This is a genomic window from Acidovorax sp. Root70, assembly GCF_001428225.1.
Classification (GTDB): Bacteria; Pseudomonadota; Gammaproteobacteria; order Burkholderiales; family Burkholderiaceae_C; genus Acidovorax.
On the sequence record NZ_LMHQ01000001.1, the window covers coordinates 287254 to 308747 of the forward strand.

General features: G+C 67.1%; 21 protein-coding genes. 10 read left to right on the forward strand and 11 right to left on the reverse strand.

Annotation, left to right across the window (positions count from 1 at the left end; all coding sequences use genetic code 11):
- Positions 1-5: 5 nt before the first annotated feature.
- Both cphA and ASD94_RS01280 read left to right on the forward strand, forming a co-directional pair.
- Positions 6-2585: a cyanophycin synthetase gene (cphA, locus tag ASD94_RS01275; RefSeq protein WP_056637442.1), complete on the forward strand. Its 2580-nt coding sequence runs from the start codon at positions 6-8 to the stop codon at positions 2583-2585.
- On the forward strand, positions 2582-3079 hold the full coding sequence (locus ASD94_RS01280) for a CreA family protein (protein WP_056637444.1): 498 nt from the start codon (positions 2582-2584) through the stop codon (positions 3077-3079). The genes cphA and ASD94_RS01280 overlap by 4 nt, the downstream gene beginning before the upstream one ends.
- A gap of 124 nt (positions 3080-3203) precedes the next feature.
- Here ASD94_RS01280 and ASD94_RS01285 read toward each other — a convergent pair whose 3' ends face one another.
- From ASD94_RS01285 to ASD94_RS01300, 4 genes are all read right to left on the reverse strand, one after another.
- Positions 3204-3851 (reverse strand): DsbA family oxidoreductase, encoded by a 648-nt coding sequence (locus ASD94_RS01285; protein WP_056637446.1) that lies wholly within the window; start codon positions 3849-3851, stop codon positions 3204-3206.
- Between the two features lie 124 nt (positions 3852-3975).
- Entirely contained in the window at positions 3976-4311 is a 336-nt protein-coding gene (locus ASD94_RS01290) for a hypothetical protein (RefSeq protein ID WP_156391307.1), read from the reverse strand.
- A gap of 91 nt (positions 4312-4402) precedes the next feature.
- Positions 4403-5911 carry an AMP-binding protein gene (locus ASD94_RS01295; RefSeq protein WP_056637448.1) on the reverse strand — a complete coding sequence of 503 codons (1509 nt, stop codon included), beginning with the start codon at positions 5909-5911 and terminating at the stop codon, positions 4403-4405.
- Positions 5908-7074 carry an acetyl-CoA acetyltransferase gene (locus tag ASD94_RS01300; protein WP_056637668.1) on the reverse strand — a complete coding sequence of 389 codons (1167 nt, stop codon included), beginning with the start codon at positions 7072-7074 and terminating at the stop codon, positions 5908-5910. The genes ASD94_RS01295 and ASD94_RS01300 overlap by 4 nt, the downstream gene beginning before the upstream one ends.
- Positions 7075-7307: 233 nt before the next feature.
- Between ASD94_RS01300 and ASD94_RS01305 the strand changes: the two genes are divergently transcribed.
- The 3 genes from ASD94_RS01305 to ASD94_RS01315 all read left to right on the forward strand — a co-directional run bounded on the left by ASD94_RS01305 (position 7308) and on the right by ASD94_RS01315 (position 10682).
- Entirely contained in the window at positions 7308-8288 is a 981-nt protein-coding gene (locus tag ASD94_RS01305) for a YcjF family protein (RefSeq protein ID WP_056637449.1), read from the forward strand.
- Positions 8289-8491: 203 nt separating this feature from the next.
- Positions 8492-9814, forward strand: coding sequence for an SPOR domain-containing protein (locus ASD94_RS01310; protein WP_056637450.1), 1323 nt, complete (start codon positions 8492-8494; stop codon positions 9812-9814).
- A 115-nt stretch (positions 9815-9929) separates the two neighbouring features.
- Positions 9930-10682, forward strand: a complete 753-nt coding sequence (locus ASD94_RS01315; protein ID WP_056637453.1) for an SGNH/GDSL hydrolase family protein — start codon at positions 9930-9932, stop codon at positions 10680-10682.
- 6 nt (positions 10683-10688) lie between these two features.
- On the opposite strand, the gene ASD94_RS01320 is transcribed toward ASD94_RS01315, so the two are convergent.
- Positions 10689-11474 carry an alpha/beta fold hydrolase gene (locus ASD94_RS01320; protein WP_056637456.1) on the reverse strand — a complete coding sequence of 262 codons (786 nt, stop codon included), beginning with the start codon at positions 11472-11474 and terminating at the stop codon, positions 10689-10691.
- A gap of 1 nt (position 11475) precedes the next feature.
- Entirely contained in the window at positions 11476-12480 is a 1005-nt protein-coding gene (locus tag ASD94_RS01325) for a M14 family zinc carboxypeptidase (RefSeq protein ID WP_056637462.1), read from the reverse strand.
- 185 nt (positions 12481-12665) lie between these two features.
- Between ASD94_RS01325 and ASD94_RS24165 the strand changes: the two genes are divergently transcribed.
- The 4 genes from ASD94_RS24165 to ASD94_RS01335 all read left to right on the forward strand — a co-directional run bounded on the left by ASD94_RS24165 (position 12666) and on the right by ASD94_RS01335 (position 14264).
- Positions 12666-12797, forward strand: a complete 132-nt coding sequence (locus ASD94_RS24165) for a hypothetical protein (protein WP_255357408.1) — start codon at positions 12666-12668, stop codon at positions 12795-12797.
- Positions 12772-12930, forward strand: a complete 159-nt coding sequence (locus ASD94_RS23815; protein ID WP_200954170.1) for a hypothetical protein — start codon at positions 12772-12774, stop codon at positions 12928-12930. Before ASD94_RS24165 ends, ASD94_RS23815 begins: the two co-directional genes overlap by 26 nt.
- 10 nt (positions 12931-12940) lie before the next feature.
- Positions 12941-13582 (forward strand): hemolysin III family protein, encoded by a 642-nt coding sequence (locus tag ASD94_RS01330; RefSeq protein ID WP_056637465.1) that lies wholly within the window; start codon positions 12941-12943, stop codon positions 13580-13582.
- Positions 13583-13787: 205 nt separating this feature from the next.
- Positions 13788-14264: an HU family DNA-binding protein gene (locus ASD94_RS01335; protein WP_056637466.1), complete on the forward strand. Its 477-nt coding sequence runs from the start codon at positions 13788-13790 to the stop codon at positions 14262-14264.
- 121 nt (positions 14265-14385) lie between these two features.
- Here ASD94_RS01335 and ASD94_RS01340 read toward each other — a convergent pair whose 3' ends face one another.
- Genes ASD94_RS01340 through ASD94_RS01350 form a run of 3 tightly spaced genes read right to left on the reverse strand, consistent with a single transcriptional unit; the run spans position 14386 to position 18202 of the window.
- On the reverse strand, positions 14386-16185 hold the full coding sequence (locus ASD94_RS01340; protein ID WP_056637467.1) for a feruloyl-CoA synthase: 1800 nt from the start codon (positions 16183-16185) through the stop codon (positions 14386-14388).
- Positions 16186-16233: 48 nt separating this feature from the next.
- The gene (locus ASD94_RS01345; protein WP_056637468.1) at positions 16234-17199 is read right to left on the reverse strand and encodes a 3-hydroxyacyl-CoA dehydrogenase NAD-binding domain-containing protein; all 966 of its coding nucleotides are present in this window, start codon (positions 17197-17199) and stop codon (positions 16234-16236) included.
- 10 nt (positions 17200-17209) lie between these two features.
- Positions 17210-18202, reverse strand: a complete 993-nt coding sequence (locus tag ASD94_RS01350; protein ID WP_056637671.1) for a Bug family tripartite tricarboxylate transporter substrate binding protein — start codon at positions 18200-18202, stop codon at positions 17210-17212.
- Positions 18203-18340: 138 nt separating this feature from the next.
- Here ASD94_RS01350 and ASD94_RS01355 point away from each other — a divergent pair, with 138 nt between their 5' ends.
- Positions 18341-19033: a Crp/Fnr family transcriptional regulator gene (locus tag ASD94_RS01355; RefSeq protein WP_056637469.1), complete on the forward strand. Its 693-nt coding sequence runs from the start codon at positions 18341-18343 to the stop codon at positions 19031-19033.
- Between the two features lie 60 nt (positions 19034-19093).
- Here ASD94_RS01355 and ASD94_RS01360 read toward each other — a convergent pair whose 3' ends face one another.
- Both ASD94_RS01360 and ASD94_RS01365 read right to left on the reverse strand, forming a co-directional pair.
- Positions 19094-19843, reverse strand: coding sequence for an alpha/beta fold hydrolase (locus ASD94_RS01360; protein ID WP_235510541.1), 750 nt, complete (start codon positions 19841-19843; stop codon positions 19094-19096).
- Between the two features lie 77 nt (positions 19844-19920).
- Positions 19921-21474: a benzoate-CoA ligase family protein gene (locus ASD94_RS01365; RefSeq protein WP_056637471.1), complete on the reverse strand. Its 1554-nt coding sequence runs from the start codon at positions 21472-21474 to the stop codon at positions 19921-19923.
- Between the last annotated feature and the right edge of the window lie 20 nt (positions 21475-21494).

Sequence of the window (21494 nt, forward strand, 5' to 3'; positions counted from 1 at the left end):
CTTCCATGGATGTATCCCGCACCCGGGCCCTGCGCGGCCCCAACCTCTGGAGCCGCCACATGGCCATCGAGGCCGTGGTGACCTGCGCCGAGAACGAACGCGCTGTGGGCCAGATGGCCGGATTCGAAGCCCGCCTGCGGGCGTTGTTCCCCGCCATCGGCGCGCTGCACCCCGAAACCGGTGGCGGCGATGTGTCGCTGGCCCACGTGCTGCAGACCGCAGCGCTGGCCCTGCAGGCGCAGGCAGGCTGCCCCGTGACCTTTGCGCGCACCACCGCCACCACCGATGCAGGCGTTTACCAGGTGGTCGTCGAGTACAGCGAAGAAGCCGTGGGCCGCAAGGCGTTTGAAGACGCGCAGCAGCTCATCCAGGCCGCGCTGGGCAACGGCACGTTCGATGCCGAGAAGGCCGTCGCCGACCTGCGCGAGCTGGACGAAGACGAGCGCCTGGGCCCCAGCACCGGCTCCATCGTCGAAGCCGCCGTGGCCCGTGGCATTCCTTACCGCCGCCTCACACGCGGCAGCCTCGTGCAGTTTGGCTGGGGTTCCAAGCAACGTCGCATTCAGGCGGCCGAGGTCGATTCGACCAGCGCCGTGGCCGAATCCATCGGCCAGGACAAGGACCTGACCAAGCGCCTGCTGCACGCCGCTGGCGTGCCCGTGCCACTGGGCAAGCCGGTGGATACCGTGGACGAAGCCTGGGAAGTCGCCCTCAAGGTCGGCCTGCCCGTGGTGGTCAAGCCCCAGGACGGCAACCAGGGCAAGGGCGTCACCGTCAACATCACCGATCGCGCCCAGCTTGAAGAGGCCTACAAGAACGCTGCCGACTACGGCACCGTGATGGTCGAGCGCTTCTTGCCTGGCCACGACTTCCGCCTGCTGGTGGTGGGCGACCAGCTGGTGGCCGCCGCGCGCCGCGAGCCGCCCCAGGTGCTGGGCGATGGCGAACACACCGTGCGCCAGCTGGTGGACGTGGTCAACCAGGACCCGCGCCGCGGCGAAGGCCACGCCACCTCGCTGACCAAGATTCGCCTGGATGACATCGCGGTGGCCCGTCTGACCATGCAGGGCCTGACGCCCGACTCGGTGCCCGAGAAAGGCCAGCGCGTCATCCTGCGCAACAACGCCAACCTGTCCACCGGCGGCACCGCCACCGACGTGACCGACGACGTGCACCCCGAGGTCGCCGCCCGTGCCGTGGCAGCCGCCCAGATGGTGGGTCTGCACATCTGCGGCGTGGACATGGTGGCCGAAACCGTGTTGCGCCCGCTCGAAGAACAAGGCGGCGGCTTTGTCGAAGTGAACGCCGCCCCCGGCCTGCGCATGCACCTGGCCCCCAGCTACGGCAAGCCCCGCAACGTGGGCCAGGCCATGGTGGACAAGCTGTTCGCCTACGGCGATGACGGCCGCATCCCCACCGTGGCCGTCACCGGCACCAACGGCAAGACCACCACCGCCCGCCTGATTGCGCACCTGTTCACCGCGCAGGGCCTGCGCGTGGGCATGACCAACACCGACGGCGTGTACGTGAATGGCCGCCAGATCGACAGCGGCGACTGCAGCGGCCCCAAGAGCGCCCGCAATGTGCTGCTGCACCCCGAGGTGGACGCCGCCGTGTTCGAGACCGCGCGGGGCGGCATCCTGCGCGAAGGCCTGGGCTTTGACCGCTGCCAGGTAGCCGTGGTCACCAACATCGGCGCGGGCGACCACCTGGGCTTGAACTACATCACCACGGTGGAAGACTTGGCCGTACTTAAACGCGTGATCGTGCAGAACGTGGCGCCCACGGGCTACGCCGTGCTCAACGCCGCCGACCCCATCGTGGCGGCCATGGCATCTTCGTGCCCCGGCAAGGTGATCTACTTTGCCAGTGACCGCCACCACCCCGTGATGGTCACGCACCGCGCCCAGGGCCACCGCACCGTGTATGTGGATGGCGACTCCATCGTGGCCTCCGAAGGCTCGTGGCGCGAGACCATCCACCTGCGCGACGTGCCCATCACGCGCAACGGCAAGATCGGCTTCCAGGTCGAAAACGTCATGGCCTCTGTGGCCGCCGCCTGGGGCGTGGGCATGCCCTGGCAGACCATCCGCCGGGGCCTGTCGGGCTTTGTGAACGACAGCGACAACGCCCCTGGCCGCTTCAACATCATGGACTACCGCGGTGCCACTGTGATCGCCGACTACGGCCACAACCCCGACGCCATGCGCGCCCTCGTGCAGGCCGTGGACGCCCTGCCCGGCAAGCGCCGCAGCGTGGTCATCAGCGGTGCGGGCGACCGACGCGACGAAGACATCCGCGAGCAGACCGTCATCCTGGGCGCCGCGTTTGACGACGTGATCCTGTACCAGGACGCCGCCCAGCGTGGCCGCGCTGACGGCGAAGTGATGACCCTGCTGCGCGAAGGCCTGGCCGGTGCGCCGCGCACCACGCATGTGGAAGAGATCCGTGGCGAGTTCATCGCCATCGACGCCGCGCTGGCGCGCCTGCAACCCGGCGACCTGTGCCTGGTGCTGGTGGACCAGGTCGAAGAAGCCCTGGCCCACCTGGCTCAGCGCTGCACCGAAGGCGAGACCACGGCATGACCGCCGCGCGCACGCTGGCCGCTACAGCTGTGGTGATGCTTGCCGCCCTCACGGGTGGCGCAGCGCAGGCCGCATCGGGCGAAAAGATCGGCACGGTGGACACGGCCTTCCAGTGGATCGGCCGCGACCACGACATCATCGTCGAGGCCTACGACGACCCCGGCGTGCAGGGTGTGACCTGCTACGTATCGCGCGCCCGGGTGGGCGGCATCAAGGGCACGCTGGGCCTGGCCGAAGACCGCGCCGAGGCCTCCATTGCCTGCCGCCAGGTCGGCCCCATCAGCTTTCCCGAGCCGCTGAAGAAGCAGGAGGAAGTGTTCAGCGAACGCATGTCCATCCTGTTCAAGCGCCTGCGCATCGTGCGCATGGTGGACCCAACCCGCAACACGCTGGTGTACCTGACCTACTCAGAGAAGCTCATCGACGGCTCCCCCCAGAACAGCGTGACCGCTGTTCCCGTGGACCGCGCCATCGCCATTCCGCTGCGCAAGTGACGGTAGCCCGGTGTGGCCGGGGCATCGGTCAGACATCAAAAAAGGGGCCTCAGGCCCCTTTTTTGATCGTAGATGCCAGTAGCGCTAGTGCAATATGCCTGATCAGCTATCAAATAGATAGCATTTAGCCCTGCGCGGCAATCTGCCGCAGCGCCTGCTCAAACACCTCCACCGGCTGCCCGCCTTGTATCAGATGGCGCTCGTTGACGATGATCGCGGGCACCGAATGGATGCCGTTTTGCAGATAGAACTGCTCGCGCTCGCGCACCTCGTCGGTGTAGCGGTCTGAAGCCAGCAGCGCACGCGCCTCGGCCCCATCCAGCCCCACTTCGCCCGCCACGCGCACCAGCACTTCGTGGTTGCTCGGGTCTTGCCCGTCGGTGAAATAGGCCTTGAACAGCGCCTTCTTCAGCGCAGACTGCACGCCCTTCTCTTCGGCCCAGTGCAGCAGGCGGTGTGCATCAAAGGTGTTGTAGATGCGGCTGCGCTTGTCCATGCTGAAGGTGAACCCCAGCGCCGCCCCGCGCGCCGCAATGGCCTCACGGTTCTTCTGGCTCTGCTCGGGCGTGGCGCCGTATTTTTCTTGCAGATGCTCGCCAATGTCCTGGCCCTCGGGCGCCATCTGCGGGTTCAGCTCGAACGGCTGAAAGTGCAGGTCCAGCGCGACCTCACCCTGCAGCCGGTCCGCCGCCTGCTCCAGCGCCTTGAGGCCGATGATGCACCAGGGGCAGGAAACATCGGAGACGAAATCGATTTTGAGGGTGGTTGACATAGGAGCTACGGATAAAAGAGGGAGTCGGGAATGGTAGGCGGGGTTTGAAAACCGAGAGGGTGACGGGTGTACTGGTAGATGAAGCCGGTATTGAGCCCTCACCTGCCCCGCTTTTCTGCGAGCACTACGGCTTTTTGCGCACGAATTGAAAAGGCAGCCCAGGCGTTTCAAAGAAGATCGTTCTATGCGTTCCCTCCATGGTCAACGTCTTGATAACGTGGAGAGCGCGATCATCCGCCAGATATTGAAAACCGCGCACCGTGATGGTGTCTTGCGGGTAGCGCTGTTCAACCCAGGCAGTCACGGACCGGGACAGATCCTCTTCAGATTCCGCTGAAAGAACTTTCACTGCGGATGCGGGTGAAAGTCCACTGCCTTCCGAAAGTTCAGCTGCTTGCCCCGAGTTGCAGAAGACCACCATGGTTGCAGCGACAAGACAATTCAAGATGAGGTGTTTCATACGCGCAGTGACCTATTTATCCTGCAGCCCATGTGTTGCATCGACCGGTTCAATCACCGCCGCAGGGGCCAGCCAAAGAAGACTCACGAGCTTACATCCCCCGCAACTCCGTCTTCAACACCTTCCCATAACTGTTCTTCGGCAGCGCCTCCACCCACCGGTATTCCTTGGGCCGCTTGAACCGCGCAATGTGCTCCAGGCACAGCGCATCCAGCTCCGCACCGGGGACTGCACCGCCCTCTCCTGCGACCAGGAAGGCCACCACCACCTCGCCCCATTCCGCATCGCGCTGGCCCACCACGGCCACCTCGCACACCTGGGGGTGGAGCAGCAGCACCTCTTCCACTTCGCGCGGGTAGATGTTGCTGCCGCCGGAGATGATCACGTCCTTGGACCGGTCCTTGAGCGTGAGGAAGCCATCGGCATCCAGCGCGCCCATATCGCCGGTGTAGAGCCAGCCGTCGCGCAGCGTCTGCGCCGTGGCAGTGGGGTTGTTCCAGTAGCCGGGCATCACGGTATCGCCGCGCACCACCACCTCGCCGGTCTCGCCGGTGGGCACGGGGTGGCCTGTGGCATCGACCACGCGCACTTCCACCAGCGACTGCGCAACGCCGACGGACACCATGCGCTCGGCCCAGTGCGGGTGGTCGCGGTCGGCCAGCTGGGCGCGCGACAGGGCGGTGATGGTCATGGGGCTTTCGCCCTGGCCGTAGATCTGTGCAAAGCGGTTGCCTATCACGGCCAGGGCGTTGCGCAGGTCGTCGGCGTACATGGGGCCGCCGCCGTAGACGATGGTCTTGAAGCCCGACACGTCGGCACCCGTAGCGCGCACATGGTCCACCAGGCGGTGCACCATGGTGGGTGCGGCAAACAGCGTGAGCTGGCCCACGCTGGCCGCCAACTGCACCAGCTCGGCGGGCTCGAACCCGCCCGACAGCGGCACCACATGCCGTTCGCCGCGCAGCACCTGGGCGTAGTTGTAGAGCCCCGCGCCGTGCGACATGGGCGCGGCGTAGACCATGGCGTCGCCGGGCAGGATGTCGTCCACATCGGTGAAGTAGCAGGTCGTCATGGCCAGCAGATTGCGGTGGGTCTGCATCACACCCTTGGGGCGGCCAGTGGTGCCCGAGGTGTAGAACAGCGAGGCCACGTCGTGCGGCGCGCAGTCGCACACGTCCATGGGCGTGTGGGCGACTGCAGCGCGGTATGCGTCGGAGCCAAAGACCAGCACCGCGTCCTGCGGCGCCCCGGCCTCGCGCACGGCGGGGGCCAGCGCTTCCGAGGTCAGCACCATGCGCGCGCCCGAGTCGGCCAGCACGTAGGCGAGTTCTTTGGCATGCAGCTTGTAGTTGACCGGCACCGACACGGCCCCAGCCCACAGGATGGCGTGCAATGCCTCCAGGTATTCGGGCGCATTGGCGGCGTAGATGGCCACGCGGTCGCCGGGGGCCACGCCACAGCGCGTGCGCAGATGGGCGGCCAGCGCAGCGGTGCGGGCGGCCAGCGTGCCGTAGCTCCACAGCACCTGGTCGCCATGCAGCAGCGCGGGCCGGTGGGCGTGCAGCAGGGCGCTGCGGCGCAGCAGGTGGGCAATATTCATCGGGCGCGCTCCAGAATGCTCACGTAGTTGGCCACGGCAGAGCCGCCCATGTTGAACACGCCCGCCAGCGTGGCACCGGGCACCTGCAGGTCGCCGGCCTCGCCCATGAGCTGCATGGCCGACACCACATGCATCGACACGCCCGTGGCGCCAATCGGGTGGCCTTTGGCCTTGAGCCCGCCCGAGGCGTTGACGGGCAGGCGGCCACTGCGCAGCACGGTGCCGTCTTCGAGCAGGCGGTGGCCCTGGCCTGCGGGCGCCAGGCCCATGGCCTCGTACGTGAGCAGCTCGGCGATGGTGAAGCAGTCGTGCACCTCGGCCAGCGACAGGTCATGCACCGCACACCCGGCCTGTTGCAGCGCCTGCTGCCAGGCGCGCCGGGGGCCTTCAAAGTCCACCACGCGGCGGCGCGCCATGGGCAGGTAGTCGTTCACCTGCACCCGCGCCCGCAGGCGCACGGCGCGGGGGAAGTCGGCCAACGCATCATCGGCCGCCAGGATGAGCGCCGCCCCACCGTCAGACACCAGCGAGCAGTCCGTCTTGCGCAGGGGCGCAGCAATCATCGGATTGCGGTCGGACACGGTGTTGCAGAACTCAAAGCCCAGGTCCTTGCGCATGTGGGCCCAGGGGTTGAGCGCGCCGTTGGCGTGGTTCTTGGCGGCGATGCGCGCCAGGGTGGCCGAATGGTCGCCATGCGCGGCAAAGTAGTCCTGCGCGATGGACGCAAAAATGCCCGGAAAGCCACCGGGCGGATGGCCCGCCTCGCCGGAGTAGCCGCAGTCGCCCAGGATGCGCGTGGTCTCGGCGCCAGAAACAGCAGTCATCTTTTCGGCGCCGATGACGAGGGCGACGCGGGCGCGGCCGGCTTCGATGGCGTCACACGCGGCATACAGGGCGGCTGAGCCCGACGCGCAGGCGTTCTCCAGCCGCGTGGCGGGCTTCCAGCGCAGGGCGTCGTCGCACTGCAGGGCCAGCGACGAGGCAAACACATCGGGCGTGAAGCCGCCATTGAGGTTGCCCAGCCACACGCCGTCCACCACTGTGCCGTCAATGCCCGCGTGCTGCAGGGCCTCGCGGCCCGCGCGGGTGATGAGGTCTTCCAGGCCCATGCCGTCCAGCCGTCCAAACGGCAAATGTGCCCAACCCACCATCGCTGCACCCATGTTCATCCTCCATTGATGTGCGCCACGACGGCGCGATGGCAGCACTGTAGGCAAGCCCCGGCCGTCCGCACAGTCGCCGAACTACCCAAGGGAAAACCCGAAGTGCTGGCGCCATGTGGGGCCACGCCGTCAATCCCCCACACGCTGTGGCGTTGAAACCGCATTGCCTAGACTGCACCTGACCCAGACACCACAGCGCGCCGCGCGCTGCCTTCTTTGCCCACACCAACACCATGACCCTGGACCAGCAAAAATCCATCCTCACCATCGCCCTTCTGGCCGCGTTTGCCGATGGCAACAAGGACGATGCCGAACGCGAAGAGATCCGCCGTATTGCCCAGTCGCTCGCGGGCGACGGGGGCGTGGCCGACCTGCCGCGCATCTACCAGGACGTGCTGCTGCAGCGCACCAGCGTGCAGGCCGCCGTGCAAGGCCTGAGCGAGCCCATGCACCGCCAGCTGGCCTACGAAATGGCCGTGTGCGTGTGCGATGTGGATGGCCGCCAGACCGCAGCGGAGCGCGAGTTTCTGACCCGCCTCAAGGCGGCCCTGCAGCTGGGCGACCCGCAGACGGCGGCATTTGACCAGCAAGCCGACGCGCTGGTGGACGTGGCCGAAAAGGCCGTGCCGATGGCGGTTCCCGTGGGCAGCGCTGCGGCAGCGCCCCTGGCGGCAGCCGCCACTGTCCACTCCAATGCCTCGGATGCAGAGCTGGACCAATCCATCCTGAACTACGCGCTGCTCAACGGCGCGCTGGAGCTGCTGCCGCAGTCGTGGGCGTCGATGGCTATCATCCCGCTACAGGTGAAGATGGTCTACGGCATTGGCAAGGCGCATGGGGTGGAGCTGGACCAGGGCCACATCAAGGAGTTCATCGCCGCCGCTGGCGTGGGCATGACGTCGCAGTACCTGGAGCAGTTTGGCCGCAAGCTGATGGGCGGCCTGCTGGGCAAGGTGGCGGGCCGCACCATCGGCGGGCTGGGCGGCGCTGCCACAGGCATGGCGTTTTCGTTTGCCACCACCTACTCACTGGGGCAGGTAGCCAAGCGCTATTACGCCGGTGGCCGGGTCATGAGCACGGCCATGCTGCGCGAGACCTTTCAGGGCCTGCTCACGCCCGCCAAGCAGCTGCAAACGCAGTACTTGCCACAAATTCAGCAGAAGGCAGCGACGCTGGACGCGGGCCAGATCATGGCCCTGGTACGGGGCAAATAGCGAACGCTATTTAATTGATAGCTGCTTGCGAATATTCGACTAGCGCTTGCAGCCGATTTGACTCAAAACCCGTCCCACAGGCACGTAGTGGCCTGCTCGGACGCCCCGCAGCGCACCACCACGCTGCGCGCACCCGTTGCCGCCGCGCAGCACCTTGCGATTGGGCAGGTAACACACCGCCCGGTGCATGACAGAATCCGACCATGCTCGACCACACGGATCCTGTCGCCTCCATCATCCCGGCCATGTCGCTCGATTCGCCGTCCGACAACGCCATGGCCGCCATGTCGCGCCTGGCCCTGGGGCCCGTGAACACGGACTACTACCTGAAGGTGTTCGAGCGCTTTGACGACACGGGCCGCACGACCACCACCTGGAACTGGGCCGCCTGCCTGTGCACCCTGAACTGGATGCTGTTTCGCCAGCTGTGGGGCGCTGCGCTGGTCTATGTGGCGGCGGCCGAGGGTCTGGCTCTGATCGTGTTTGGCGTGGGCCGCTCGTTCCTGCACTGGCCCGTGGGCATCGAACTGGGCGTGCTGGGCGCCTTTGCGGTGCTGGCCTTTGCCGTGCCGGGGCTGTACGGCAACGCCATCCTGTACGCCGACATCCGCAAGCGCATTGCGCGCGCGCTGGCCGCATCGCGCACCGTGCCCGAAGCCTGTGCGCTGCTCGAAAAGCAGGCCAGCTCGCGCAAGCGGTTGCAGGTGCTGGTGCTGGCGAATGTGGTGCTGGGCCTGGCCGCACTGATCGCCTACCTGGCACTGTCTCCGTCGGACGTGAAACCGCTGGCATTGGAGCCCGCCGTCACGGTGGCGCAGGCCACGGCAGCGGCCCAGGCGGCATCAGCCACCAAGCCCGTAGGGGTCTTGCCAGCGCCCGAGGCCGAAGACGCGCCCACAACGCCACCGGCGCCCGCCGCCAAGGTAACCCCAGAGTCAGCTGCTCCCGCCACCCCTGCTGCCGCTGCAACCCCCGCGCCTGTGGCACCAGCGCCTGCGGCAGTCACACCACCACCCGTTGCCGCTGCCGCTGCCACTGCCACTGCCGTCCAAAAATCGGCCGAGCCTCCAGCGCCTGCACAGCCCACATCGCCCACGGCATCCACCCCGGCCGCCAAAGCGTCCACACCCAAGCCAGCCACGCCAGCAGCATCGACCCGCGCACCCGCGCCTGCGGCCAGTGTCACCGCCCCCGCACGCCGCGATGCTGCCAGCCGCGCCGCAGCCACTACAAAGCCCAAGGCGCCAGCTGCAGCAGCGCCCACCGCCGATACCGCGCTGCCCACGGTGGGCACTGCCCCGGGCTATTACATCAACGTGGGCCTGTTTGCCGAGGAAGCCAACGCACGCAAGACCCAGGCGCGCCTGCTCAACGAAGGCCTGCCCGCGTTTCGTCAGGAGCTGAACAACACCAAGAGCCGCCGTATCCGCGTCCGCGTGGGCCCGTACGCCACACGCGCCGAGGCCGACACTGCGGCCGAAGCCATCCGTGCCATGGCGCTGGAAGCCGTCGTTTTCAAACAGTGACGGCCCATGGCCGCCCGGCGTAGCGCAGTCCTACGCCCGCCCATGCCCGGCGCCGACGCTGGTTCGCCTTGTCTGTCGGTACGCTGAGCCCAAAGCAACTTTGAGCGACCGCACGATGACGCGACAGACTCCCCCACGCCAAAGCGCCACCCGCCAATGGACCACCCTGGCTGCGGTGGCTGCGGGCGCACTGCTGCTGACCGGCTGCGCCCCCTGGCGCATGTGGACGGCCGCCGACCTGGCCCGCGACGCTCGCCCCTACACCGCGCAGCCCCCGCAACCCACGCGGCGCGTGCTGGTGGTGGGCGACAGTACCGCTGTGGGCACCGGGGCCAGCACTGCAGCAGACAGCCTGCCCGGGCGCATGGACCAGGACCATCCTCAATGGCGCATCGACAACCTGGCGGCCAACGGCGCCAAGTTTGGCGACGTGGTGCAGCAGCTGGAGCGCGCAGACGGCGGCTATGACCTGGTGCTGGTGCTGGCGGGCGGCAATGACGTTATCCGCTTCACCCCCGCGGACACACTGCGCGATCAGGTGCAGCAGGCGGTGACGCTGGCACGCCAGAAGGGGCAGCAGGTGGTGCTGATGCCTTGTGGCAACGTGGGCCACGCGCCCTTTTTTGTGCCGCCCCTGTCATGGGCCATGTCACGCCGGTCGGAGGCGCTACACGCGCTGGCGCGCGAGGTGACCAGCGCGCAGCAGGTGCACTACGTGCGCTTGCTCAAGCCGCGTGACCGGGACCCGTTCGTGACCCGCAGCCAGGAATTGAACGCCGCCGACGGCCTGCACCCCAGCAGCGCGGGCTATGCAGAGTGGTACCGCGAGCTGGTGGCACAAGGCGGGTTGAACGGCCTCGCGCAGTAGCCTCCACTACCCGTTCGTTTCCTCGTTACGGGACAGCCACTGCAGCACGGCATCGACGACCCACTGCGGGTCATCCAGCGGCAGATCGTGCCCCGCCCACGGATGCGACTGCAGCGGCAACCCCCAAGCCTGCGCAATGGCCTGCGAGCATTGGCGGGACACCAGCTGGTCTTCCTGACTGCCCAGCAGCAACACGCGGTCCACGGGCGCCGCTGCAGACGCGCGGTACCGCGCGGCCGCCACCAGCTGGCGCATGGCATTGCGGGCCGACACCGGCCGCTGCCTGCGCAGCGCGGCCCACTGCGCCACCACACCAGCGGCAGCGGATGGTGCGCTGCGGCTGGTGATCTGCCACACCACCTGTTCGGCGGCCTCCGCAGAGCGCCACCGCCACGCCAGCCGCAGCAGCGGCGCGATGTTGTGCAGCTGCAGGCGGTGCCAGAACGGGCTGAACGGCCGCAAGCTGGTGTTGATGAGCACGCAGCCTGCCACCTCGTGCGGCGCCACGCGTGCCCATTCGGTGGCCACCATCGCACCCAGCGACATGGCCAGCAGGTGGTAGGGTGGCGCCACGGCGCGCCGCGCCAGCTCTGCGCGGCAGGCCTGCACCATGCCTTGTACAGACCAAGGTGACGCCAGATGGTGGAACTCGCCGTTGCCCGGCAGGTCCAGCGCCAGCACGTCATCGCCCGGCACCGCTTGCGCAAAGCTATCGGCAAACGCGCCCCAGTGCGCGGCCTCACGCGTCAGCCCGCGCAGCAAGATCCATTGGCGTGGCGGGCGCACTGGCATCTCAGTACCACGCCGCCAGGGCATCGGCACGGCGCTGTGCACGCTGATCGGGTGCTGGCACCCAACGCGCATGGCTGCAGGCCGCGCGCGACAGAAAGTCGAGCAGAGACAGGTGCCGCCGCAACACCCGCTGCTGGCGGTGGTTGATGAGCGGGTTGAAGATGCCGTTGCGCGAGAACAGCTGGCGCGGGTTCTTCTTGATCCACAGCCAAGAGCCCATCTCCAGCGTGAGCGGCAAGAAGGTGTGCGCGGGCACATCGCGACAGGCCTGCAGGTACAGGTGGTCCCACAGGTCGCCATGGGCGAGGTACTGCGCGCTCTGCGGCTCGATGATGTACTGGTGGTTGCTGTGCGCCTGCAGAAAGATGTCCTGCAGCGCATGCAGCTCGGCCAGGTGCGGAATGGGTCGGCGGGTGTGGGCAAAAGGGAACCACAGCCGGTCCTTCACGCCAAAGCCCGAGTGGCAGTCCAGCGCAATGCTGAACGGCCGCGCCAGCAGCTGCTGCGCCACCACGTCACACAACGCCTGGCTTTCTGCCTCCATGGACTCACCAGCCCGCCCCCGGTACCAGGGCAGCCCCGCGCTCACGCGCTGCCCGCCAATACCCCAGGGCACCGGGTCCACCGCATCGACGGGCGCGTTGCGCATCAGGTCCACCCCGCGCGGGTTGGCGCGCGTGGCAGACCACATGCCACCGGGGTTGACGATGGGCATGAAGACCAGGCGCACCCGCTCCAGCTGCTGGTGCAAGGTGGTGTCCCACTGCAGCCGCATGACCACGTTTTGTAAGTAGGCAATCACCACCTCGGCACCAATGCGCTCCAGCCCATGCACGCCGCCAAAAAACCCGACGGCAGGCACGTCCAGCGCCGGGTTGCCCAGCCCGATGGCATAGATGGGAAATTGCGGGCCCGATGCCACAGACACCTGTTGGACGACCTGCACCTGCAGATGGGGCGCCCCCAGCTCCAGGATTTTTTCCAGCGCCGCAAGCTCGGGCAGCATGTTGAATGGGGAAGGATTCGGTGGGTGGAGCACGCCAGGGCGCGTGCCAAGCGGCGAGGATAGCGCCCGCCGGACGGCTCGGATAGCTGCATGCCCCGCCTGTGGCGTTTGTGCGAACCGACGCGAAACCGTCACACAAGGGCGCTAACTTGCCTGCAGTTACCACCCTTTGAAAGAGGCGCACCATGCTCTGGAAACTGTTCGGACTGCAGCGGCTGCTCGATGAGCTGTTCGATGAACGCGGGTGGCTGAGCCTGGACCTGCCCCGCACTGCTGGCTGGGACCACGACGATGTACCCGCCACCGCGCAAGACTGAGGCCCACCGCTGGGCCATGGGCTGGGCGATGCTGTGCTGCGCGCTGGCCTGGGGCGCTGTGGAGCTGCTGGCCCTGCAACGCGCGCGCTGGCAGTTGTGGCGCGAGCGGCTGCACATGCCTGCCCACCATTAGCGAGACTGCCGTGAGCGACCGGCCGCAGGACCTGCACGAAGAGGTGGCCAACAGTGCGCTGCACGGCGCTGCGCTGGTGGGCGCCTGCCTCGCCGTGCCGCAGCTGCTGCAATCAGCCCCCGCCGCGCATCCTGCCGCCATCTGGGGGGTGCTGGTGTTCGGGGCCACCATGGCGCTGCTGTATGGCGCGTCCACCCTGTACCACGCACTTCCGCCGGGGCGGTCCAAGCAATGGGCGCTGCGGCTGGACCATGCGGCGATCCACCTGTTCATTGCGGGCAGCTTCACCCCGTTTGCGTTGAGTGCTCCGGGCCACAGGCACCACATCACGGCCCTGGTGCTGATGTGGCTTGCGGCGCTGGCGGGCTGCTGGCTGCAGTTGCGCATGCGGCGCGCAGCACCTTGGCTCTCCACCGTCTTGTATGTGGCGATGGGCTGGGTGGCGCTGCTGGCGGCCTTGCCCCTGATGGCCCATGTGCCCGCCGTGAGTGCGGCCTGGCTCGTGATCGGCGGGGCTGCGTATACAGCTGGCGTGGTGTTTTTTGCGATGGACGCCGTGGTGCGCTATGCCCACGCTGTGTGGCACGGCTGCGTCATCGCAGGCACGGGCTGCCACGTGATCGCGGTGCTGGGCCTGCAGACGGCGACCTAGCAGCGCGGACAAAACGGTCGCAGTGCACGCGCCTGCGACCGCCTCGCGGGCCCTGCACCAGCAGGCAATGCCGCTTCGATGCAACGGCTGCAAACACCTGCAGCATGCAGGCCCTATCGCGCCCGGCGTTATCGCACCTAAAATCACGCAGGTCCTCGCTCGCAGAGGCAGGGCCCATCGTCATTCCAATCAACGAAAAAACATCATGGCAACTGCAAAGAAAACTCCCGCTCCCGCAAAGAAAGTGGCCGTCAAGGCCGCAGCACCCGCCGCCAAGAAGGCAGCCCCTGCAGCCAAAAAAGCTGCGCCAGCCGCCAAGAAAGCTGCGGCCCCCGCTGCCAAGCCCGTGGCCGCTGCTGCCGCCCTGAAGCCCATCAAGACCGCGTTCAACAAGACCACGCTGGTCGCCCACCTGGCTGAACAGTCGGGCGTGGAACCCAAGGCCACCAAGGCCGTGCTGGCTGCGCTGGAAGCCGCCATCCTGGGCTCGGTGCACAAGAAGGGCTCTGGCGAGTTCACGCTGCCTGGCGTGCTCAAGATCGGCCTGCAGCAAGTACCCGCCAAGAAGAAGCGCTTTGGCAAGGACCCTTTCACGGGTGAAGAGCGCTGGTTCCCCGCCAAGCCTGCTTCGGTCAAGATCAAGACCCGCGCACTGAAGAAGCTGAAGGACGCAACTGTCTGATGCACCCGGCGCCGCAAGGCGCTTGCGTTAGCACCAGGGGCCGCAAGGCCCCTTTTTCGCTAGTGGAGCTTGCACAACGGCTGCGCGACGAAGCACCCATGCAGGCCATGGGCCCACGCAATCAGACCCTGATGACCCCTGGCGCTGCAGGATGGGCATACAACGCCTGCACCGCCGCAGCGCGGCGCGAGAGCACCGCCCCCTGGTTGATGTAGCCCTTGTCGGTGATCTCCCCGGTATCTGCATCGGGCGCGGTGTCCATCACCATGGCCCGCGTGGGGCACTGCGAAGACCCCGCACCGGCATCGCGGCGCGCACGCATCACGGCCTGCAACGCTTGCTCCAGCCGCGCAGCATCGGCAGCACCAGCCGCAGACGGGAACACCAGCATGCCCACCTCGTCGCGGTCATGCCCGGTGAGCACGATGTCCTGCACCAGTGGCGCCAGTTGCGACACCAGGTCCACCCGCAAGGTGCCCACCGACACCCAGCTGCCGCTGGACAGCTTGAAATCCTCGGCCACACGGCCGTTGAAAACCACGCCTTTGTCTGGCTGCTCCGCGTCCACCAGATAGCCCGCATCTCCGATGCGGTAGAACCCTTCGTGATCGAACGCAGCGGCTGTCTCGCGCGGCGCATTGCGGTAGCCCGCAAACACCGACACGCCCCGCACGCGCATCTCCAGCTTGCTGCCGTTGGGCACCAGCTTCAGCTCCAGCCCCGGCAAGGGTGCGCCAATGCAGCCCGCCCCCTCCAGGTGCCAGTGCGCGGTGGTGACAGCGGGCGCGGTCTCTGTGGAACCCCACGAAGTGGTGAGCCACAGCGGCTGCGCGGGGCGCACGCGCCGGGCAACGGCCTGCAGGCGCTGCCAGGTCGATGGAGCCAGCGCCGCCGCCGCATAGAAGGCCAGCCGCATGCGCGCCAGCACATCGGCGGCCAGACCGTCGTCGGCCTCCAGGAACGGCAGCAGCATGTCAAAGCCCCGGGGCACATTGAACAGCATGGTGGGCTGCACCTCGCGCAGGTTGCGCACCGTCTTGTCGATGAGCCCCGGCATGGGCCGCCCCTCGTCGATGTAGAGCGTACCGCCGTGGCACAGCACCATGTTGAGGTTGTGGTTGCCGCCAAAGGTATGGCTCCAGGGCAGCCAGTCCACCAACACCGGCTTCTCATGCTGCAGGAAGCGCCATGCCTGGGCCATCATCTGCTGGTTGGCGCAGAGCATGCGGTGGGTGTTGATGACCACCTTGGGCCGCCCGGTAGAGCCGGAGGTGAGCAGGTATTTGGCATGGTCATCGGGCAGCAACGCCTGCATGGCCTGCTGCACCTGGGGTGTCTCTTGCCCGGCAAGCAGATTCTCCCAAGGCAACGCCCCCGGACACGCGGACGCGTTGCGGCTGAACACCCGCACGGCGGCGCTGTCCCAGCCTTGCAGGGCTGGCGCATAGATGCTGGCATCGGACGCATAGACCAGGCTGGGCTCCAGCACCGACAGCATGCTGTGCAGGCGGCTGTAGTCCTGGGATCGTGCGTATGCGCTCGACAGTGAACAGGGGGTGATGCCCACGTGCATGGCCGCCAGCATCAGCACCGCATGGTCCACCGCGTTGTCGGACAGGATGGCGATGGGCCTCCCGGCGGGCAATCGCAGGTCCAGCAGCGACTGCGCCACGGCGCCCACCTGGCGGCGCAGCTGGGCATAGGTCAGGCTGCGCCAGCCCTCTGTGCTGTCGCTCCGCTCGGCCAGTGCCAGAGCATCTGGAGTCTCTTTTGCCCAGCGCTCCAGCCATTCCCCTACGCAGCGGGCGTAGGGTTGCAGCGCCATGGGAGAGCGCAGCGTGAAAGAACCGTCGTCAAACTGGGTGCGCACAGCGCGCGCCGGGGCAATCTGGCGCTCGTCATCAAGAAAGGCTGGGTACATGGTGGGTTCTCGGGAGCGATGGAGGTTCAAAAACTGAGGGGCTATGCCTCAGGCGTCGAGATCAGGGTCTGGTTGACTCAGCAGCCCAGACGCCTGCTTGGCGCGCAGCAGCTCGATGAGCAAGGCATCTCGCGCACGGGCCAGATCGCTGGCCGGCCTGTCACCCAGCGCCTGTGCCACACCTTCGGTCACCTGGTGCTGCAAGGCTTCGGTCATGGACGGGGTGCCCAGGTCCTGCCACCAGCTCTCGATGGGGCCACCCAGGTGGGCCAGCAGGTGGGCAATGCCACCGTTGCCGCCCGACAGGTGCAGGTTCATGAACGGCCCCATCAGCGCCCACCGCAAGCCAGGGCCCTGCGAGATGGCGGTGTCGATGTCTTCCACGGTGGCCACGCCCTGGTCCACCAGGTGGAAGGCCTCGCGCCACAGAGCGGCCTGCAAGCGGTTGGCAATGTGCCCTTTGATCTCGCGCCGCACCTGAATGGGACGCTTGCCGATGTGGGCATAGAACGCCATCGCATCAGCCATCGACTGGGGCGCGGTGCGCTCGCCGCCGCCCACTTCGACCAGCGGGATCATGTGCGGCGGGTTGAACGGGTGGCCCAGCACCACGCGCCCGGGGTGCGTGCAATCCTTCTGCATGTCGGTCACCGCCAGCCCCGAGGAACTGGAGGCCAGCACCACATGCGCCGGGGTCGCTGCATCCATGCGGCGGAACAGGTCTACCTTGAAGTCGAGCCGCTCGGGTCCGTTCTCTTGCACAAAGTCGGCCTGTGCCAGAGCGTCTTCCAGCCGTGTGTGAAAGCGCAAGCGCTGCGGGCTGGCGCCGGGCGCCAGCCCTTGCTGCGCCAGCGCCACCCAATGCGCAGCGACGGCGTCCCGCAGTCGCTGCTCGGCCCCGGGCGATGGGTCGGTGGCATCCACGTCCAGGCCCCGCGCCAGAAAGTACGCAGCCCAGCTTGCGCCAATGGTGCCGGTTGCCACTACGGCCACGCGCTTCACAGTGTGTGCCATGCGAGACCTTTCAGGACTCGGCCGTGAAGCCGACCTTCCTCACCAACGGACCCCAACGCTCGTACTCGGCCTGTTGCGAGGCCAACATCTCTGCGGGCGTAGAGCCTTTGGCGATGAGCCCCACCACGGCCAGGCTGTCCACGACGGCCTTGTCCTTGATCGCGGTGTTGATGGCAGCGTTGGCGGCGGCCACCACGGCCGCTGGCGTGCGCGCCGGTGCGTAAAAGCCAAACCATTCCTCGGTCGTGAGTTCTGGAAAGCCCTGCTCTGCAAACGTGGCGCCCTCGGGCGAAAACGGCGACCGTGCCTGGCCCGAGGTGGCGATCAGCCGCAGCTTTCCCGCCTTGTGGTTGGGGATGAAGTCTCCGCTGGGCGTGACCATCGACGCGATCTGCCCGCCCACCACATCGGTCACCCCCGGGATGGAACCGCGGTACGGCACATGCTTGAGGTCCACGCCGTTGTTCAAGCCCAGCAGCGCACCGATGAAGTGCGGCGTGGAGCCCGCTGCGGGTGAGCCGTAGTTCGCCTGCCCGGGGTTGGCCTTGGCCCAGGCCAGAAAGTCCTTCACCGTCTTGACGGAGGCGGGCACCAGCGGCCCCACAGCTAGACCGTGGTGCATGACGGCACCGATGGACACCGGCACAAAGTCCTTGGCCGGGTCGTAGCTCAGGCGGCTGTAAATGTGCGGGTAGATGGACGTGCACGAGAACGGCGACAGCGTGAGCACGGTGCCATCGGCAGGCGCGCCCTTGAGCGACTCCAGCGCAATGCGGCCTCCCGCGCCGGGCTTGTTTTCCACCACAGCGGGGTTGCGGGTGTAGGGCGATGCGGCTAGCTTCTCGCCCACCCTGCGCGCCACGCTGTCGCCCGCGCTGCCTGCAGGAAAGCCGTAGAAGATCTTGACCTGGTCGATGGTCTGCGCCCAAGCGGCCAGCGGCGACAAGGCCCCCAGCGCAGAGGCGCAACCGACGTGGTGCATGAACTGGCGGCGCGTGTGCATCATCATGTGTCTCCTGTGGATGGAGCGGTCATTATTTTTTGTAGCCCCGCGCCACTCAGTCATCGCGATGACATTTGGACTCAGGGAATACGCGCACGCGCCTGTACAGCCCCCGGGGGCGCAGGAGACACTCTCACCATGTTGGTCAAACTGGCTCCCCCTACCCTCACCGATCTGCTGCGGCACTCCGCCTGGTTCCCGGCCCTGAACAGCGCCGCGCAGCAGCGGGTGATGGACGATGCGCGAGAGGTCGAAGTGCCCCAGGGCGGCGCGCTGTGCAGGCGCGGCCACACCCCGGTGCATTGGTATGGCGCCATCGAGGGGCTGCTGAAGTGGACGGTGACCTCCGGCGATGGCCGCTCGGTCACGCTGGGTGGGCTGTCGGCAGGGAGCTGGTTTGGCGAGGGCACCCTGCTGCGCGGCACGCCGCGCACGGCCGACGTGATCGCACTGCGCCCCAGCCGCGTGGCGCTAGTGCCGATGGAGACCTTTGAATGGCTGCACGCCACGCAGCGCAGCTTTGACCACTTTCTGCTGCAGCAGATCAACGAGCGCATGCACTGGTTTCTGGGCAACTTCACGGCCCACCATCTGCTCGATACCGACAGCCAGGTGGCCCGTGCGCTCGCCGGCCTGTTCCACCCCTGGTTGCACCCGGGCAGCGACACGCACCTGCAGGTGTCACAGGAAGAAATAGCCAACCTCTCGGGCGTGTCGCGCCAACGCTGCAACGCGGCGCTGAAGCGGCTGCAGGCTGCGGGCCTGCTGGAGATTGAATACGGCGGCATCACCGTCACCGACCTGGAAGGGCTTCGGCGCCAGGTGGAATAGCGCTTTCTCTTGGACTCACTGGGGGCACGGGCCATTGCCCTGCCACCGCCCCATCGGCCGCTATGCCGGGGAGTTGTGCGCTTGGATGAAGGCAACCGCAGCAGCCACCACCGCGTCAGGCTGGTCGCGGTGTGGAGAGTGCGCACAGTCCGGCAGCTCCAGCAGCCTGGTGCCCGGCACCCGCTGGGCAATGCCCCGGATCTGTGCCAGGGTGCCGTACTCGTCGTCGCAGCCCTGGATAGCCAGTACGGGTGCGCGGATCTGGACCACCTCGGGCTCGATGTTCCACGCGCGAAAGGCAGGGTCCAGCCAGATACGGTTCCAGCCCCAGAAGGCGGAATCCACATCGTCGTGGTAGCGCCCCAGCTTGTGGCGCAGGTCGGTCTGTTCGTAGGCGTCCCGCGCGCGTTCGATGTCCTGCACCGTCACGTCTTCCACAAAGAGATGTGGCGCCATCACCACCAGCCCTTGCACGCGCTGCGGCCAGCGCGCAGCCATCAACAGGGCAATCGATGCGCCATCGCTGTGGCCAAAGAGCCAGGCAGCCTCCTGCACTCCCAGTGCATCGAGGAACGCGGGCACCACCTCGTGTGCCTGCTGGTGCATGAAGTCCACGCCCCATACCTCGTCCGCGCCCCGGGGGGTGGAGCGGCCATAGGCGGGACGGGAGAACACCAGCCCCCGCAACCCGCCCGCATCGCACAGCTGGCGCGGGAAATCTTTCCACATCGCCACTGAACCCAGGCCTTCGTGCAGGAACACCACCAAGGGGGCGTCGCTGCGCTCGGGGGCTATCCACTGGTACTCCATTTGGACTGTGCGGTTGCGCCAGACCACGGGCACGCGCTCTGTGGCCCCCACGGGGCCGGGTGCAGCGACGTTGGTATTCACGCCCACTGCTCCCGTTCGCGCAGCCGAAAGCGCTGGATCTTGCCGGTGGCTGTCTTGGGCAGCTCGGGCAGGAACTCGATCAGACGCGGGTACTTGTAGGGTGCCAGGCGTTCCTTCACAAAGGCCTTGAGTTCATCCGGTGTGACCGCCTGCCCATCTTTGAGCACCACAAACGCCTTGGTCTTGGTCAGGCCGTCGGCATCCTGCGTGCCGATCACGGCCGCCTCCAGCACGGAGGTGTGCTGCATCAGTGTGGCCTCCACCTCGAAGGGGGACACATAAATGCCGCTGACCTTGAGCATGTCGTCGCTGCGCCCGGCGTAGGTGTAGTAGCCCTCGGCATCGCGCACGTACTTGTCGCCGCTTTTGGTCCACGCGCCCTGGAAGGTCTCACGGGTCTTGGCGCGGTTGTTCCAGTACATCAGCGCAGCGCTGGGGCCCTGGATGTACAGGTCACCGATCTCGCCCTGCGGCACCTCGCTGCCGTCTTCGCCGCGCAGGGATATCTCGTAGCCTGGCACCGGTTTGCCAGTAGTGCCGTAGCGCACGTCGCCCGGGCGGTTGGACAGGAAGATGTGCAGCATCTCGGTCGAGCCAATGCCATCAATGATGTCGCAACCGAAATGGTCTTTGAAGCGCTGCGCGATCTCGGCCGGCAGCGCCTCGCCGGCCGACGAGCACATGCGCAGCGCCACCGCACTGCGGGCAGGCAGGCGGGGCGAGGCGAGCATGCCGGCGAACCCGGTGGGCGCTCCAAAGAACACCGTGGGCTGGTGGCGCGTCCAGCGCTCGAACGTGGCGTCTGGCGTGGGGCGCTCGGCCATCAGCACCACTGTGGCGCCCACCGACAACGGGAAGGTCAGGCTGTTGCCCAGCCCATAGGCAAAGTAGAGCTTGGCGGCCGAAAAGCACACGTCTTTGTCGGTCAGGCCCAGCACCGCCTTGCCATACAGCTCGGCCGTCCACCACAGGCTGCCCTGGGTGTGCACCGTGCCCTTGGGCTTGCCCGTGGAGCCGGAAGAATAGAGCCAGAACCCTGGCTCGTTAGGCCCCGTGCGCGCGGGTGCAGTCAGCGCGGGGGTGCTGGCAATGGCGGCCTGCATATCCACCGCCCCTGCAGCCAACGAGCCCTGCGGCTGCGACACCACACACGCACGCACTTCGTGGTGGGGCGCCAGGGCCAGAGCCTCGTTCAGCACCGGCAGCAATGCGCCAGAGACCAGCGCCGCCTGTGCGCGGCAGTGCGTCAGCATGTAGGCATAGTCATCGGGCTTGAGCAGGGTGTTGACCGCCACCGGCACCACACCGGCGTAAAGACAACCCAGAAACGCCACCGGCCAGTCGCTGGTGTCCAGCATCAGCAGCAGCACACGTTCCTCGCGCCGCACACCGGCGTTGGCCAGCACCGCCGCCAGCCGCCGTGCACGGTCTTCCAGCGCGCTGTAGCTCAGGCTTCCCTGGTCGTCGATGTAGGCGATGCGGTCACCCCGCGCACGGTTGATGGCAAACAGATGCTCTGCAAAATTGAACTGTTCCGGAAGGCTGTTCATGGCGTGTCTCCGTCGCGATG

Excerpts from the sequence above, each read along its gene's own strand:
- cphA (WP_056637442.1), top strand. The coding sequence starts at position 6 with ATGGATGTATCCCGCACCCGGGCCCTGCGCGGCCCCAACCTCTGGAGC.
- ASD94_RS01280 (WP_056637444.1), top strand. The coding sequence starts at position 2,582 with ATGACCGCCGCGCGCACGCTGGCCGCTACAGCTGTGGTGATGCTTGCC.
- ASD94_RS01285 (WP_056637446.1), bottom strand. The coding sequence starts at position 3,851 with ATGTCAACCACCCTCAAAATCGATTTCGTCTCCGATGTTTCCTGCCCC.
- ASD94_RS01290 (WP_156391307.1), bottom strand. The coding sequence starts at position 4,311 with ATGAAACACCTCATCTTGAATTGTCTTGTCGCTGCAACCATGGTGGTC.
- ASD94_RS01295 (WP_056637448.1), bottom strand. The coding sequence starts at position 5,911 with ATGAATATTGCCCACCTGCTGCGCCGCAGCGCCCTGCTGCACGCCCAC.
- ASD94_RS01300 (WP_056637668.1), bottom strand. The coding sequence starts at position 7,074 with ATGGGTGCAGCGATGGTGGGTTGGGCACATTTGCCGTTTGGACGGCTG.
- ASD94_RS01305 (WP_056637449.1), top strand. The coding sequence starts at position 7,308 with ATGACCCTGGACCAGCAAAAATCCATCCTCACCATCGCCCTTCTGGCC.
- ASD94_RS01310 (WP_056637450.1), top strand. The coding sequence starts at position 8,492 with ATGCTCGACCACACGGATCCTGTCGCCTCCATCATCCCGGCCATGTCG.
- ASD94_RS01315 (WP_056637453.1), top strand. The coding sequence starts at position 9,930 with ATGACGCGACAGACTCCCCCACGCCAAAGCGCCACCCGCCAATGGACC.
- ASD94_RS01320 (WP_056637456.1), bottom strand. The coding sequence starts at position 11,474 with ATGCCAGTGCGCCCGCCACGCCAATGGATCTTGCTGCGCGGGCTGACG.
- ASD94_RS01325 (WP_056637462.1), bottom strand. The coding sequence starts at position 12,480 with ATGCTGCCCGAGCTTGCGGCGCTGGAAAAAATCCTGGAGCTGGGGGCG.
- ASD94_RS24165 (WP_255357408.1), top strand. The coding sequence starts at position 12,666 with ATGCTCTGGAAACTGTTCGGACTGCAGCGGCTGCTCGATGAGCTGTTC.
- ASD94_RS23815 (WP_200954170.1), top strand. The coding sequence starts at position 12,772 with ATGTACCCGCCACCGCGCAAGACTGAGGCCCACCGCTGGGCCATGGGC.
- ASD94_RS01335 (WP_056637466.1), top strand. The coding sequence starts at position 13,788 with ATGGCAACTGCAAAGAAAACTCCCGCTCCCGCAAAGAAAGTGGCCGTC.
- ASD94_RS01340 (WP_056637467.1), bottom strand. The coding sequence starts at position 16,185 with ATGTACCCAGCCTTTCTTGATGACGAGCGCCAGATTGCCCCGGCGCGC.
- ASD94_RS01345 (WP_056637468.1), bottom strand. The coding sequence starts at position 17,199 with ATGGCACACACTGTGAAGCGCGTGGCCGTAGTGGCAACCGGCACCATT.
- ASD94_RS01350 (WP_056637671.1), bottom strand. The coding sequence starts at position 18,202 with ATGCACACGCGCCGCCAGTTCATGCACCACGTCGGTTGCGCCTCTGCG.
- ASD94_RS01355 (WP_056637469.1), top strand. The coding sequence starts at position 18,341 with ATGTTGGTCAAACTGGCTCCCCCTACCCTCACCGATCTGCTGCGGCAC.
- ASD94_RS01360 (WP_235510541.1), bottom strand. The coding sequence starts at position 19,843 with ATGGAGTACCAGTGGATAGCCCCCGAGCGCAGCGACGCCCCCTTGGTG.
- ASD94_RS01365 (WP_056637471.1), bottom strand. The coding sequence starts at position 21,474 with ATGAACAGCCTTCCGGAACAGTTCAATTTTGCAGAGCATCTGTTTGCC.